This window comes from Mesorhizobium sp. LSHC420B00, from assembly GCF_000503055.1.
Classification (GTDB): domain Bacteria; phylum Pseudomonadota; class Alphaproteobacteria; order Rhizobiales; family Rhizobiaceae; genus Mesorhizobium.
Genome location: NZ_AYVY01000003.1, coordinates 180,423 through 194,244, shown reverse-complemented (window position 1 = coordinate 194,244; position 13,822 = coordinate 180,423). Strand labels below are relative to the sequence as shown.

Genomic DNA, 13,822 nt, shown 5'->3' with positions numbered 1-13,822 from the left:
CGTTCTGACTTCGATTCGTTCGGAACGGGAGCCCCATGAGTAAAGCCCTGACCTCATTCGCGCTTGCGGCCGTGCTGACGGCTTTGCTGATGGCGCTCAGCCTGGCGGTGGCCAGGCATGGCTATCCCTATGGCGCGATCGGCGCCAAGCGCTTGAGTGACGTCGCCGATGCAGGGGCATTCATTCCGCTCGCGGCGGTCTACTTCCTCAGCGCACTGCTGATGATGGTTCTGCCGATCAGGCTCGCCGGCATCGTCCTGACGCATGCCGCCGATGCAATCTTCTGGACGGTCATCGTGTTGTTCGCGGTCATCGTTGGATGTCTCGCCGCCAGATTTGCTTTCGGTCAGCACGATGTGCTCTCGGCACTGCTGAACTGGCGGTTCCTGTTTGTCGCAGCCATCGTCGGATGCCATCTCTTCATCAACGAACTGCGGCGCAACATCCTGTTGAGAAGCCTGTTCTTCGTCGTCTTCGCCGCTGCGACACTGGCCTGCCTGTTTTGGTCCTTCACGATCTGAGCATGTGCGACCGTCGGGACAGACGGCTTAATTCTTGTCGACCGGCTTTGAGCGCATTCGCGAAACGGTCTCACGCTCGGCCCGCTTCGAACGCATCGGCGGCAGGCCGCGGTCGACCAGGTCCATGTCTTCCAGCACCATGTCGCCCATCCGCTTGAAAGCGATGTCGAGTGCGCCGGCCCGGTGGGCGGAGCGCAGGAACCCCGGCAATGTGCGGACCGGGTGATCTTGGGCCAGCGGCTCCTCAGGAAAAACATCACTGGCGGCGACGATGTGGCCGCTGCGGACAGCATCCATCAGTGCCGGAAAATCGACCACGCCAGCCCGGCTGAGTAGGATGAAAGCGGATCCCTCGCGCATCCTGGCAAAGGCTTCGGCGCCGAGGAAACCCTGGTTTTCGCTGGTCACCGAAGTGACGACGAAGACGAAATCGCTGCTCGACAGGACTTCATCGAGCGAGGCCGGCTCAACGCCGTTCTCGATCAGGATCGACGGCGGCAGCCACGGGTCGAAGACTTTTGGCCGCGTGCGAAAACCCGTCAAAAGCCGGTTGAGCGCGCGGCCGAGATCGCCGAAGCCGATGATGCCGACATCCGCGCCGGAAAGAAGCCGCGCCGTCCGGTTGCCGTCGCCGCCCCACAATTCCTTGCCTTGACGAAAAGCGAGGTCGGCATCGACGATGTCGCGGGCAAGGTTGAGCGCCATGGCAAGGCCGAGCTCGGCCACCGGTTCGGCAAAGACCAGCCCAGTGGTGACGACATGGATGCCGCGCGAAAACAGCGTCTCATATGGCATGTTGTTGATGAGGTTGCTCTCGACATTGAAGATGCAGCGCAGCGCCTTCATTTTTTCCAGTGTCTCTGGCGCGATCGGCGGCTGGCCGACAATGTAGCGCGCCTCGCCAAGGATATCGGCCGGCAGCGCCGCGACACCTTCGGGCGATGTTTCGACGATGCGGTATTTCGACCGAAATTTCGTCAGCGCAGCCGGCGTGAAGATCAGGTCGAGCGTGCGTGGATGGGGTGCGCTGATCACCAGCGGCAACGCGTTGTCGGACATGATACTTTTCCTCCCGTGCGATCCACGACGCACCATACTGGAATCATCTTTTCCAGCCCGACCCCTATCACATGCCTGTCGAGGAGGAGAAGTTTGCCCGCCTTTCGGCCTTGCGGTGTGGCGGTCGGTGGTCCAGATAGACGGCGATCGAAGGACGACAAGGAAGACAGCGACATGATCCCGTTTCGAAAGAACCTCATCGATGGCGAGTGGGTGGGCGATGCCGGCTGCCGCAATATCAACCCGTCCAATCTCGACGACGTGGTCGGCGAATATGCATCGGGAGGCGCCGAGCACGCCCGGCAGGCCATCGCGGCGGCGAAGGCGGCATTTCCGGCATGGTCCCGATCGGGCCTGCTGGCACGCCACGCGGTGCTGAGGAAGGCGTCGGACGAGATCGCCGCGCGGAAAGATGAAATCGGCCGGGCCTTGGCGCGCGAGGAAGGCAAGACGCTGGTCGAGGGCATTGGCGAGACTGTGCGGGCTGCCCAGATATTCGACTTCTTCGCCGGCGAGACGCTACGCCTGTCGGGCGAGCTGGTGCCAAGCGTGCGGCCCGGCGTCGGCGTCGAGATCACCCGCGAAGCGGTCGGCGTCGTCGGCATCATCACGCCGTGGAATTTCCCGATCGCCATTCCGGCCTGGAAAATCGCTCCGGCGCTGGCCTACGGCAACACTATCGTCTTCAAGCCGGCGGAACTCGTTCCGGAGAGCGCCTGGACAATTGTCGACATCCTGCACCGCGCCGGACTGCCCAACGGCGTGCTCAACCTGGTGATGGGCAAAGGTTCGGTGGTCGGCCAGGCCATGCTCGACAGCCCTGATCTCAACGCCATCACCTTCACCGGCTCGGTCGGCACCGGCAAGCGCGTGGCCGCCGCCAGCGTCGAGCACATGCGCAAGTTCCAGCTCGAAATGGGCGGCAAGAACCCGCTTGTCGTGCTCGATGATGCCGACCTTGCCGTCGCCGTCGACTGCGCGGTCAACGGCGCCTACTTCTCGACCGGCCAGCGCTGCACGGCGTCGTCCCGCCTGGTGGTGACGGACGGCATCCATGACCGCTTCGTCGAGGCGATGAAAGATCGCCTGGGCAAGCTGGTCATCGGCGACGCTCTCGATGCCAAGACCCAGATCGGGCCGGTGGTCGACCAGAGCCAGCTCAAACAGGACGAGGACTATATCGCCATCGGACGTCAGGAAGGTGCCGATCTCGCTTTCGGCGGTGAGCGGCTCGATCGCGAAACCCGCGGCTTCTATTTGCAACCGGCGCTGTTCACCGAAACCACCAACGCCATGCGCATTTCCCGTGAGGAGATTTTCGGACCGGTCGCCAACGTCATCCGCGTCAAGAATTATGATGAGGCGCTGGCGGTGGCCAACGACACACCGTTCGGGCTGACGTCCGGCATCTGCACCTCGAGCCTCAAGCATGCCACGCATTTCAAGCGCAATTCGGAAGCCGGCATGGTCATGGTCAACCTGCCGACGGCGGGCGTCGACTTCCACGTGCCTTTCGGCGGGCGCAAGGGATCGAGCTATGGCCCGCGCGAGCAGGGCCGTTACGCCGCGGAGTTCTACACCACCGTGAAGACCGCCTATACCTTCGCTGGCTGATCACGGCGGCACTCATCCGGGACCAGCCAGGCAGGCGAGCAAATCGATGGCATCTGAAAATACGGACCTGACCTGGCTCAATCCGCCGCCGCACTACGAGTTCGGCGACAATACGGTGCATGTGCGGACCGGCAAGGAGACAGACTTCTGGCGCGAGACGTTCTACGGCTTCTGGCGCGACAATGGCCATTTCCTCTATCGTGAGGTCGAGGGCGATTTCAGCGCCGAAGTCACCGTCAAGGGGCACTATGAGGTGCTTTACGACCAAGCCGGGCTTATGGTCCGCCTGAGCGAGACCCATTGGATCAAGGCCGGCATCGAATACACCGACGGGCTGATGTATTTTTCCGTCGTCGTCACCAACGATGCCTCCGACTGGTCGCTGGCCAATATTCCGGCCGACCCGGACGGCGTCAGGATCCGCTTGACGCGTCATGCCGAGACGATCCGTGTCCAGTATCTGGACGCGTCCGACAAGCATTGGAAGCCGGTGCGGCTTGCCTATTTCCCACCCTCGAAAACGGTCGATGTCGGCATGATGTGCTGTTCGCCGCAGCGCGAGGGCTTCGAGGTCACATTCAGCGACTTTTCGATCGGCCCGCCGATCTCGCGGCAGCTCCACGACTGAGGCGCCGCGATCCGGTCGGGCGGTTTGCGTCCGGCCGGCCTCAGTAGGTCGCCCGGCCGCCGGAGACGTCGAAGACGGCCGCCGTCGTGAACGAGCATTCCTCGGACGCGATCCAGCAAATCAGCGCCGCCACCTCCTCGACCTCGCCGAACCGCGCCATTGGTATTTTGGACAGCATGAAGTCGATGTGCTGCTGGCTCATCTGCTGGAAGATCGCGGTGCGCACGGCCGCCGGCGTGACGCAGTTCACCGTTACCCTGGTCTTGGCCAGTTCCTTGCCAAGCGATTTGGTCATGCCGATCACCGCGGCCTTGGAGGTGCTGTAGGCCGAGGCGTTCGGGTTACCTTCCTTGCCGGCAATCGAGGCGATGTTGATGATCCTGCCGTAATTGCGTTCGAGCATATGCGGGACCAGCGCTTTGTTGCAGAAGAAGACGCCGTTGATGTTGATGTCGATGACCCGGCGCCAATCCTCTACGGAATACTCCCAGGTCGTCATGTTCGGTCCGGTGATGGCAGCGCTGGTGACAAGGACATCGACTGCGCCAAGCGCTTGGATCGTCTCTCGGGCGGCGGCTTCGACCGCTATGGGGTCGGCGACGTCTAAGGTGACGCTGTGCAGGCCTGGAACAATGGCCTTGGCCTGCTCGATCTGGGCGGCATCGCGATCCCAGACCGAAACACGCCCGCCTTCCTTAGTGATCCTTTGCGCGACGGCAAGGCCGATGCCTGAGGCGCCGCCGGTGATAACAGCAGATCGTCCGGCAAATCGTCCCGCGAAACTCATCGGCATGTGGTCTTCCTCCCAATCGGCGGCGAATGTGAAGTCAACGGCGGACAAGTTCAAGCGCGGACTTGCAGCCTCCGAACAGCTTCGTGATGGGCCAGCACCAGGCAATTGAACGGCACTGCCTCCTGGCCAAATCGTCTCGTCCGGCATGGGAGAACTGCAGGAACGACTTCGCCCAGTTTGTCATCCAGGTGACATGCGGCGCCGGATGCGCTATATTGCACTGCACAATGCGAGCGCCTGCAGGCGAGGCTCCCATCGATCCAATGAATCGACTCATGAGCGGCCCATGAAATCGGCATTGAGCTGCAAGGGCGGAAAACCGATACCGAGATGAAGATTCCAAAATCTCTGTTGATCGATCCGGACAAGAACACGGTCTATGGCAGCTTTGCCGTTGCCCTCTCGATCTGGGCGTTCTCCTACTCGACCATTTTCGGCCAGGCCATGATCCTGGCCTATTATGCGGTCTGGCTGCCGCTCATCCTGGTCGACTACCGGAAAATATTAAGGCACGCTTCCAGCGCCTGGCTTCCGCTGGCGTTTGCAGCCTATGTCTGCTTCTCGGTATTCTGGTCGGCAGCTCCCGGCACGACGGCAAGGACGGCCGTGCAATATTGTTCCCATATCGCCTGCGCCTACATTGCCGCTCGCACCGTCAGCGTCCGGACCTTGACCATAGGCGCCCTGATAGGGATTTTCGTCGTCCTGCTCTACTCGCTCAAGGTCGCGAGTTATTCCTACGACGTTCTCGACGGGACATACAATTTCGTCGGCGCTTTCAGCTCCAAGAACCAGATCGGCTTTGTCGCATCGCTTGGCATCTATTTCTGCGTTGTCTACCTGGCCTTTCTCAGGCGCGGCCGCATAGGTTTTTTGTTGATTGTTCCGATCGTCCTTCTGTCGGGCTATCTGCTGGTCGTGTCGCATTCGGCCACTTCGATGGCATCGACCCCGGCGGTTCTCGCCCTGGTCGCGCTGCTTTCCATGGGCAAGCTGCTTTCGCTCCGCCATCGCCGGGTGATTTTCGTGATCGGTGCAGGCGGGCTGGTCGCCTGCACCGTGATTGCGCTGAATCTCGGGCTAATGGACTTTGTCCTTGGCCTCTTCGGCAAGGATTCGACGCTCACCGGACGAACCTACCTCTGGCAGCAGGGCTGGAATGCCGCGCAGCAATCGCCCATCCTCGGCGTCGGCTACGCGGCGTATTGGGTGCAGGGCTTCTCCGAGGCCGAGCGGCTGTGGAATGAATTCTACATCGCCGCCCGAAGCGGCTTCCACTTCCACAACACCTACATCGAGACCTTGGTGGAACTCGGCTTCGTCGGAGCGACACTGCTGTCGCTGATCATCCTGCGCACGCTCTGGGGGCACGTCTCGGCGCTGATATTCAGGACATGGCAAGCCGAGTCTGTGATTCTCGCAGGCGTCATGGTGCTTTTGTTCATCCGCTCCTTCGTCGAGGTCGAGACCCTCAATCCCTACATCATGGGATCGTTCCTGCTGTATTACAGCTACTTCAAGCTGGTGAAGGTGCCGTCCGTCGCCCGTTCCCGGTGGAGCGCCGCGAACCATCTCGAGGAACCGGACGCCGTGCGAGGCTAGAGCGGGCCGATCCGGGCTGTTCGTCGCCCAAAGGCCGCCTTGTTTTCTGATCCATAAAATACGAAGCCCAAAACCCCGCAGGCCGCCGCCTGCGAGGTGGGTGCTTCGCTCCGGTGGAAAGAAGCTACTGGATGGCCAGGGGCGCCGGTTTGACCTTGATCACGTCCCCGGGCAGCACCGGCGTGTCTTCGTCGGCGGTGATTTCGCTGGTCTTGCCGTCGACCACCCGCACCAGGGAAAACGACATGGCGGCTGGTTCGTTGTTGCCATAGAATTGCGGCATGGGGTTGCCCGACAGGGCTTCGGTCATCAAGCCTTTTTCCATATTCAGCTTCAGCGTCGCTTCGTTGAGGTCGGCTTCCGTCTGTTGCCGGTCGGTCGCGAGGGTGGAGTTCTGGGTGTTCTCCAGATCGATAGCGTCCTGAGTGGCCTTGCTGATCGACTGCTTGGCCGTGAGAATCGCCGTTTCGTAATCCAGTATCTGGCCTTCGAGGTCGGCGATGGTTTGCTGGGAATTCAAAACCCGGGTGTTGACGACCAGGCCTTTTTGCGCCAGCGAGCCGATACCGTTGAGCTGCTCCTTCGCCAGATCGACCTGCTTCTGCTGGTTGACGATCTTTTTCTGCAGCGAATCGATCTCGCTCTGCAGCAGCGCCTTCAAGTCGTCGAGCGCCTGCAAGCGTAGGTTGAGTTTCTTCTGGTCGGCCGCCAGGATCGCCGTCTCATCGGCAACGATGCTGGGCAGCTTCGGATCGTCGGCCACTTCTTTCGGCACTTCGAATGACGGTTTGTTCGCCAGTTCCGCTTCGATGCGGGCGCGCTTGACGATCAGCCTGACCTGTTGGTCTTGAAGTACGTCGAAATTGCCCTTGGCATTGATCAGGTCGCGGTCGTAGCGCTGCCCGCTCTCCGAGTTCCGCCGGGTTCCGCCGGCAATGCTCATCGCTTTCAGCACCGTCAGCCCAGGCACGCAAGGATACTGTCCGGGCGATTGCACCTCGCCAGAAATATAGAACGGCCGGTACTGCGCCATTTCGACGGAAGCCTCGGGCTTGTCAGCCAGGGCGAGCTTACGCTGTAGCGCCTCGCCGAGCGATGCCGCGATCTCCGAGGTCGTCTTGCCGGATGCGGGCATCTCGCCGACGAACGGCACCGACAAGGTTCCTGCCGGCCCGACCGTGTATTCTCCATTGATGGCCGACCAGTCACGGAACGTGCCTTCGACGGTCTGCCATTCCGCTACGCGGATGGTTAGCTTGTCTTGTGCTCCAAGCCGATAGTCATCGGCGAAGGCAAACTGCGGCAGGGCCAGCGACAGGCCGGTCGCCAGCGTGAGGCAAGTCGTCAAAAGTCGTACTCGCCGCATGCGTCTGGAGAGAATGCCGGTGCAAAAGATATCGATTATATCTGCTTTCAACTGAGCGTTTCCGATCTGGTTTGCCCCGCCCGATGCCTGAGTCCCGATGCCTGAGTTCCGGGCTCGAATTCTGGACAGTCGCTCCTCGATGCACGGCCAGCAAGCGGCCGTCAGTAGCAGCCTCGCGACATCCAGACCGCAGGTACGGTCTTGATGATGATGCGAATGTCTTCGAACATCGACCAGTTCTCGACATAGTGTCGATCGAACGCGACGCGGCTGTCGTAGGAAACATCGTTGCGTCCGCTAACCTGCCAGAGCCCGGTCAGGCCGGGGCGCGATTTCAGGTAATAGACGGCCGAATTGCCATAGATCTCCAACTCATCGCGTACCACGGGACGAGGCCCAACCAGGCTCATATCCCCCTGCAGGATGTTGATGATCTGCGGCAACTCATCGAGGCTGAGCTTCCTCAGCACCGCTCCGACGCGCGTGATCCGCGGGTCGTTCTTCAACTTGCGGGTCGCTATCCATTCGGCGTTGGCCTCCGGATTCGCGGCTAGATAGGCAGCAAGCACCCGCTCGCCGTCTGGAACCATAGTGCGGAACTTGAGGCACGGAAAAATCCGTCCTCCGCGGCCGATCCGGCTATGACCATAGAAAATCGGCCCGCCATCGGAAAACCTGACAAGCAGCGCTATCATCACGAACAGCGGGCTGAGAGCGACCAGGCCGATCAGCGAACCGGCAATATCGAAGCTGCGTTTGAGCAGGCCGCCGATCGGCGGCGGAAAATCGACGCCGGCCTGCGAAAAATCCGCGTCGGCCGGCTTGGCTACGTCCCTCATGCGTAAACTCCATACGTTGAACGGATGGTTTAGCGCACGATACCAAAAAAATGTTGCAGCGCAACACACAATTTCCCAGCCGGCTGTAATAGTCGCGTCATGAACTGACTAAATAATGAACTCGTCCTGCACAAAATTTTGCCTTTATGTCGCAAAGGCGACAGATTATGGGCAATTTTGGAAAATTTAGTCCAATTTTGGGGCTGATTTTGGGCGAATCGCTCTTTATACCCGGTTGTGGAGCTTTGCCGTCATTTAGAAGTTCAAAATATCGACTGATGTTATGATAAGATACTGGTCAATATTATAAATCTTACTGGAGCGAGTCGATATCCGTCAATCAGTGGTGATGCCGACGTGTGCATTGCACCATGGCAGAGGCGATCCTGAGGATTCGCTTAAAATTATTCCGTAGCTGCCCTTGCCGCCTATTGCTCGCCTCAATAGAGTTGCAAATTGTTTCTGTCGGAGTATGGACAGATTGGGCAAGGCCGGAAGCAACCGGCCAGAAGCGGGCAACCTAAACAAGCTCGCAGAGTTTAAGGGAGGTGCTCGGGGTGGGCTTGTCGACATTTTTTCCCGAGCCGGTTGATGGGCCATCGGGTATGTCACTGCCAAAGTTCATTATCGGAATGTGTTTTGCGCTGGCGATCGTGGTCGTCTGGTCCTATTTGGGCGGCGCCTCGCTCGGCACGACGCTTTTTCGCGTCATCGGCTGCGCCATAGTCATCCAACTCGGTTATTTTCTGCTGGTCTTTGCCATGGTCGCAAGAAATGCCCCGACCTCGGCCGACAAAATTCGCGACGCAGAACGAAAGCTGAGTTCGAACGAAGCGGCCGAAGGCGAGAAATTAAGCGCCAGGAGAGGCCTTCACTGATTTCGGGCGTTGGCCTCCAGCAACACGCCGCAAGTCGGCATCCCGTTTCTTCAATTCCTCGATGCTCCCGGCCTCCACCAAGCGGCCGCTCTCCATCGCCACGACCTACTCGGCAGTGACTGGTTGGCCAACTGAGCGCGCCAGTGGCTTGATCCGGGCCGTGCAGGAGCGGCTCTGCCAAGCGGCGCCTTTCGGGAGCTATCCCGATTGCGGCTCGCCGCCTGCCCAGCCGCGTCATGACACCCAACCAAATGAAAAACTGGACGGCGCCGATGATTTTGGCGATGCTTGCTTCGCACTTGCAGCATAGGCATTTGGGCCGATGCATGTCAGACGGGCGGTGAGGCATTGAGCGGGGAGGGCGAGGAAATCCGCAACGATTTCTGCAATCGAGAGGCATGTCCATGACATCATCCCAAGTCTGCGTGATCATCGCTGCCCGTAACGCGGCGCGGACAATCCCGGCTGCCATTGCATCGGCATTGCGCGAGCCGGAGGTTGCGGAAGTCATCGTCGTCGACGACGCGTCCACCGACGATACCGCGAAAGTCGCCCATGCAGCCGACGACGGCACGGGCCGCCTTTCCGTCATCCGCTTCGACGTCAATCGCGGCCCCTCCTTTGCCCGCAACGCCGCGATAGCCGGTTCCAGGTCGCCGTTCATCAGCATCCTGGACGCTGATGATTTCTTTTTCGAAGGCAGGTTTCACAGACTGTTCGCCAGCACCGATTGGGATTTCGCGGCAGACAACATCATGCTTGTCAGGGATGACGCGGCAACCGACGTCTCGAAAATCGTCGCTCCACCGTTTTCGCCCGAGCCGGAATTCCTCGATTTCGAGGGTTTCATCGACGCCAACATCTCCAGGCGCCGTGTGCAACGAGGGGAACTGGGCTTCCTCAAACCCGTGATCAGCCGCGCCTTCCTCGATCGGCATGGGCTGCGCTACGACGAGAAGCTGCGCCTTGGCGAAGACTATGAACTCTATGCGCGCGCGGTTGCGCATGGCGCGCGCTTCAAGGTCATCAAATCCTGTGGCTACGGCGCGATCGTGCGCGCCGATTCGCTGAGCGGACGGCACAACACCCAGGATCTGAAGCATCTGGCCGATGCCGACCTGGCACTGCTTGCGATCGACAGTTTGCCGGAGGCATCGAAGGCTGCGCTGAGAAGGCACGAGCGGCACATTCGCGACAAATACCGGTTGCGGAAGTTCTTAGACGTGAAGACTGAGCGCGGGCTGGCGCCGGCTGTGGCCTATGCCTTGGCCGGCTCGTCCAACCTCACGGCCGTCGTCCGCGGCGTTGCCTCCGACAAGCTGGATGCGCTGTTTCGCCGCGCTGGCTTCGCCGCGAAGCGTCAGCATGTGCCGCCGCTGCGCTTCCTCATGGCCGGAACCAGCACAGCCGGCGAAAGCTAGGCTCGTCAACGTGGCGATCGCCTTACCTCGGTCGGCTCGCACCATTTCGACGCGATTTATGAGTTTACGATCTAGGTGGTTGCCTATGCGCGCGGGGAATGGCAATCTATGTTGCGGTGCAGCAATTTTGGACGGCCAACCGAACTGGCCCGAGACATCCCCTGTCAGAGGAGCTGGACGATGCGAGAAATGTCTTTTGAACGTGGACGGGCGCCAAGGCCGGTCATCGTCTCGACGATGATGGGGCGCTGACTGCATGGCCTCGATCTTTCGCTTCCGATCGAGAGATCCGGCGCGCGACACGCAGACCGACACCGCGCGACTCGATCGCTTGGCGAAGCTGCTGGACCAGATCGCGGCCGAGGTCGAGGCGGAGAAGAACGGACTTGAGAACCGCTACAGGACAACGGCCACCAATGCCGCCTTCCTGGTCGAGGCCATGGAAAACGGGGCGGTCTCCTCCCGCAGGTCTTCCGAAGTTGGCGAACTGACTAGGTCGATCCTGAATTGCGAGCGGCGCATCGCTGCGCTCTCGCGCCAGAAGCAGATGATGAAGGATCTCCGTCATTCGCTGGATGAAATCTTCGAGGAGGATCGGCAGAACGGCCCAGACATAAGGACCGATTTTGTGAAACCCGCCGGTCCCGGCACAGGTTGAGCGAACATCCCGGGGTCGGCGCAATGGTTTTGGGCACGCTACAGGAGCCTAGGAGCGAAGAGGTCAAGATTAGCTTGTTTCATCACGGTTCGAACGATCGCTTTGGGGGCGCACAGCACAAAGGTGAGTTTGATATGAACGCAGATCCTAAAAGCACGTCCACCCCGGCAACCGGCGGCACCCCGCTCACGCGCCCGACCCCAGGCAAGCTGCGGCGGCTCCGTTCAGACGGCGCGTTTCTGCTGATCGTTCTCGGCAGCCTGGTTGCGGGCCTGGTGCCCGTCCGCGCCCAGGATCTCCCAACCGCGCCGTCCTTTGTCGATGATTTCACCAGCCTCAGTCGCGCGCGCTGGTACATTTCCGACGGCTGGACGAACGGCAAGCATCAGAACTGCACCTGGTCCAAAAGCCTGATCGGCCTTTCCGACGGCATGCTGACGCTCGGTTTCGAGAAGCGCAAGCTGAAGGATCGCGAATTCGCCTGCGCCGAGATCCAGACCAAGCAGCGCTTCGGCTACGGCACCTACGAGGCGCGGATGAAGACCGACACGGGCTCCGGCGTCAACGCGGCATTCTTCAGCTTCGTCGGCGATGCCGACAAGCAGCCGCATGATGAAATCGACTTCGAGGTGCTGACCAAGGACACGTCCAAGGTCCAGGTCAACGCCTACATAGCCGGCAAGGGCAAGAACGAGAAGCTGGTCGACGTCGCCGGCGGCACCGACAAGGCATTCAACGACTACGCCTTCGTCTGGGAAAAGGACCGGCTGCGCTGGTACGTCAACGGCAAGCTTGTCCACGAGATCACCGATCCGGCGAAGCTGCCCACCCATTCGCAAAGGATCTATTTCAGCCTGTGGGGCAGCGATACTATGAAGGGCTGGATGGGGCCGTTCTCGGATCCGGGCCGCAAGCTCGCCATGCAAGTGGACCGCGTTGCATTCACCGCACTCGGCCAGCCCTGCCAATTCCCGGAATCGCTGTCATGCAAAACGAACTAGAAGCGCATCTGAACCGGCCGGGCCGAAGGTGGTCCGAAGCCCGAAGCTCGAACAGGCCCGAAGCCTTGAACAGGAATGAAACCGAATGAATTTGACTGTCTTTGGAATCGGCTATGTCGGTCTTGTACAGGCGGCGGTGCTTGCCGAAGTCGGCCATCAGGTGGTTTGCGTCGACATCGACGCGAAAAAGGTCGAGCGGCTCAACCAGGGCCATGTCCCGATCTTCGAGCCTGGGCTCGAAAACATGGTCAAGGAGAACCATGCCGCCGGCCGCATCAAGTTCACCACCGACGCCGCCGCGGCGATCAAGCATGGCCAGATCCAGATGATCGCGGTCGGCACGCCTCCGGGCGAGGATGGTTCGGCAGACCTGAAATATGTGCTGGCCGTCGCCGAGGCTATCGGTCGTGAGATGGACGCGCCCAAGATCGTCGTCGGCAAGTCGACCGTGCCGGTCGGCACCTGCGAAAGGATAAAGGCCAGGATTGCCGAGACGCTGAGGGCGCGCGGGCGCGAGGATCTGGCTTTCGACGTCGCCTCCAATCCGGAATTCCTCAAGGAAGGGTCCGCTGTGAGCGACTGCATGAAGCCCGACCGCATCATCGTCGGCACCAGCAACGAGGACACCGAGGCGGTGATGCGCGAGCTCTACGCGCCGTTCAACCGCAACCACGAAAAGATGATCGTGATGGACGTGCGCAGTGCCGAGTTTACCAAATACGCGGCCAATTGCATGCTGGCGACCAAGATCAGCTTCATGAACGAAATGGCCAATTTGGCCGAGCAACTGGGCGCCGACATCGAGGAGGTCCGCAAGGGCATCGGCAGCGACCCGCGGATCGGCTACCACTTCATCTATCCGGGCCTCGGCTATGGCGGCTCGTGCTTCCCGAAGGATGTGCGCGCCCTGATCAAGACCGCCGAAGCCATCAAGTTCGACGCCAAGCTGCTGCGTGCCGTCGAGGAGCGCAACAACCAGCAGAAGTCGGTCCTGTTCGAGAAGGTGGACCGCTATTTCAAGGGCAATCTCAAGGGCAAGACCTTTGCGCTGTGGGGCCTGGCCTTCAAGCCCAATACCGACGACATGCGCGAAGCCCCGGCCCGCACGCTGATGGAGGCGCTCTGGGCCGCCGGTGCCAATGTGCAGGCCTACGATCCCGAGGCGATGCAGGAATGCCAGGCGATCTACGGGTTGCGCGACGACCTGCAGCTGTGCGGCACCAAAGAGGCCGCTGTGCGAGGCGCCGACGCGCTCTTGATCGTGACCGAGTGGAAGAGCTTCAGTGCGCCGTCCTTCGATGCATTGAAGGACGCGCTGACCACGCCCGTCATCTTCGACGGACGCAACCTCTACGACCCCAAGGTCATCGCCCGCCACGGCATCGAATACCACAGCATCGGCAGAATGGCGGCGTGACGATAGGGCGGTCCAGCAAGGAGCC

At 60.7% G+C, this 13,822-nt stretch carries 13 protein-coding genes; 9 read left to right on the top strand and 4 right to left on the bottom strand.

Annotated elements, in window-relative coordinates; all coding sequences use genetic code 11:
- Positions 1–35 precede the first annotated feature (35 nt).
- Positions 36–521 (top strand): hypothetical protein, encoded by a 486-nt coding sequence (locus X760_RS48640; protein WP_023717999.1) that lies wholly within the window; start codon positions 36–38, stop codon positions 519–521.
- A 27-nt stretch (positions 522–548) separates the two neighbouring features.
- On the opposite strand, the gene X760_RS48635 is transcribed toward X760_RS48640, so the two are convergent.
- A complete protein-coding gene (locus tag X760_RS48635; protein WP_023717998.1) occupies positions 549–1,580 on the bottom strand; it encodes a hydroxyacid dehydrogenase in 1,032 nt (343 codons plus the stop codon).
- 177 nt (positions 1,581–1,757) lie between these two features.
- On the opposite strand from X760_RS48635, the gene X760_RS48630 reads away from it, so the two are divergent.
- Complete coding sequence (locus X760_RS48630) at positions 1,758–3,194, top strand: aldehyde dehydrogenase family protein (RefSeq protein WP_031193674.1); 1,437 nt, start codon at positions 1,758–1,760, stop codon at positions 3,192–3,194.
- 46 nt (positions 3,195–3,240) lie between these two features.
- Positions 3,241–3,822 carry a DUF1349 domain-containing protein gene (locus X760_RS48625; protein WP_023717996.1) on the top strand — a complete coding sequence of 194 codons (582 nt, stop codon included), beginning with the start codon at positions 3,241–3,243 and terminating at the stop codon, positions 3,820–3,822.
- A 40-nt stretch (positions 3,823–3,862) separates the two neighbouring features.
- Here the strand turns inward: X760_RS48625 and X760_RS48620 are convergent, their stop codons facing one another.
- The gene (locus tag X760_RS48620) at positions 3,863–4,615 is read right to left on the bottom strand and encodes an SDR family NAD(P)-dependent oxidoreductase (protein WP_023717995.1); all 753 of its coding nucleotides are present in this window, start codon (positions 4,613–4,615) and stop codon (positions 3,863–3,865) included.
- Between the two features lie 330 nt (positions 4,616–4,945).
- Between X760_RS48620 and X760_RS0137355 the strand changes: the two genes are divergently transcribed.
- Positions 4,946–6,217, top strand: coding sequence for an O-antigen ligase (locus X760_RS0137355; RefSeq protein WP_031193672.1), 1,272 nt, complete (start codon positions 4,946–4,948; stop codon positions 6,215–6,217).
- 124 nt (positions 6,218–6,341) lie between these two features.
- Here the strand turns inward: X760_RS0137355 and X760_RS48615 are convergent, their stop codons facing one another.
- Together X760_RS48615 and X760_RS48610 are read right to left on the bottom strand one after the other, a co-directional pair.
- Positions 6,342–7,583: a polysaccharide biosynthesis/export family protein gene (locus X760_RS48615; RefSeq protein ID WP_156948041.1), complete on the bottom strand. Its 1,242-nt coding sequence runs from the start codon at positions 7,581–7,583 to the stop codon at positions 6,342–6,344.
- Between the two features lie 161 nt (positions 7,584–7,744).
- Positions 7,745–8,422, bottom strand: a complete 678-nt coding sequence (locus tag X760_RS48610) for a sugar transferase (protein WP_023717993.1) — start codon at positions 8,420–8,422, stop codon at positions 7,745–7,747.
- A gap of 605 nt (positions 8,423–9,027) precedes the next feature.
- Here X760_RS48610 and X760_RS48605 point away from each other — a divergent pair.
- The 5 genes from X760_RS48605 to X760_RS48580 all read left to right on the top strand — a co-directional run bounded on the left by X760_RS48605 (position 9,028) and on the right by X760_RS48580 (position 13,797).
- Positions 9,028–9,300, top strand: coding sequence for a hypothetical protein (locus X760_RS48605; RefSeq protein WP_023717992.1), 273 nt, complete (start codon positions 9,028–9,030; stop codon positions 9,298–9,300).
- Positions 9,301–9,698: 398 nt separating this feature from the next.
- Positions 9,699–10,721, top strand: coding sequence for a glycosyltransferase family 2 protein (locus X760_RS48595; protein WP_023717990.1), 1,023 nt, complete (start codon positions 9,699–9,701; stop codon positions 10,719–10,721).
- 256 nt (positions 10,722–10,977) lie between these two features.
- Complete coding sequence (locus X760_RS48590) at positions 10,978–11,379, top strand: hypothetical protein (protein ID WP_023717989.1); 402 nt, start codon at positions 10,978–10,980, stop codon at positions 11,377–11,379.
- A 134-nt stretch (positions 11,380–11,513) separates the two neighbouring features.
- On the top strand, positions 11,514–12,380 hold the full coding sequence (locus X760_RS48585) for a family 16 glycosylhydrolase (protein ID WP_023717988.1): 867 nt from the start codon (positions 11,514–11,516) through the stop codon (positions 12,378–12,380).
- Positions 12,381–12,465: 85 nt separating this feature from the next.
- A complete protein-coding gene (locus X760_RS48580) occupies positions 12,466–13,797 on the top strand; it encodes a UDP-glucose/GDP-mannose dehydrogenase family protein (RefSeq protein WP_023717987.1) in 1,332 nt (443 codons plus the stop codon).
- The last annotated feature ends 25 nt before the right edge of the window (positions 13,798–13,822 follow it).

What these genes read in the sequence shown, in the direction of transcription:
- X760_RS48640 (WP_023717999.1), top strand. Translation starts at nt 36, where the DNA reads ATGAGTAAAGCCCTGACCTCATTCGCGCTTGCGGCCGTGCTGACGGCT.
- X760_RS48635 (WP_023717998.1), bottom strand. Translation starts at nt 1,580, where the DNA reads ATGTCCGACAACGCGTTGCCGCTGGTGATCAGCGCACCCCATCCACGC.
- X760_RS48625 (WP_023717996.1), top strand. Translation starts at nt 3,241, where the DNA reads ATGGCATCTGAAAATACGGACCTGACCTGGCTCAATCCGCCGCCGCAC.
- X760_RS48620 (WP_023717995.1), bottom strand. Translation starts at nt 4,615, where the DNA reads ATGCCGATGAGTTTCGCGGGACGATTTGCCGGACGATCTGCTGTTATC.
- X760_RS0137355 (WP_031193672.1), top strand. Translation starts at nt 4,946, where the DNA reads ATGAAGATTCCAAAATCTCTGTTGATCGATCCGGACAAGAACACGGTC.
- X760_RS48615 (WP_156948041.1), bottom strand. Translation starts at nt 7,583, where the DNA reads ATGCGGCGAGTACGACTTTTGACGACTTGCCTCACGCTGGCGACCGGC.
- X760_RS48610 (WP_023717993.1), bottom strand. Translation starts at nt 8,422, where the DNA reads ATGAGGGACGTAGCCAAGCCGGCCGACGCGGATTTTTCGCAGGCCGGC.
- X760_RS48605 (WP_023717992.1), top strand. Translation starts at nt 9,028, where the DNA reads ATGTCACTGCCAAAGTTCATTATCGGAATGTGTTTTGCGCTGGCGATC.
- X760_RS48595 (WP_023717990.1), top strand. Translation starts at nt 9,699, where the DNA reads ATGTCCATGACATCATCCCAAGTCTGCGTGATCATCGCTGCCCGTAAC.
- X760_RS48590 (WP_023717989.1), top strand. Translation starts at nt 10,978, where the DNA reads ATGGCCTCGATCTTTCGCTTCCGATCGAGAGATCCGGCGCGCGACACG.
- X760_RS48585 (WP_023717988.1), top strand. Translation starts at nt 11,514, where the DNA reads ATGAACGCAGATCCTAAAAGCACGTCCACCCCGGCAACCGGCGGCACC.
- X760_RS48580 (WP_023717987.1), top strand. Translation starts at nt 12,466, where the DNA reads ATGAATTTGACTGTCTTTGGAATCGGCTATGTCGGTCTTGTACAGGCG.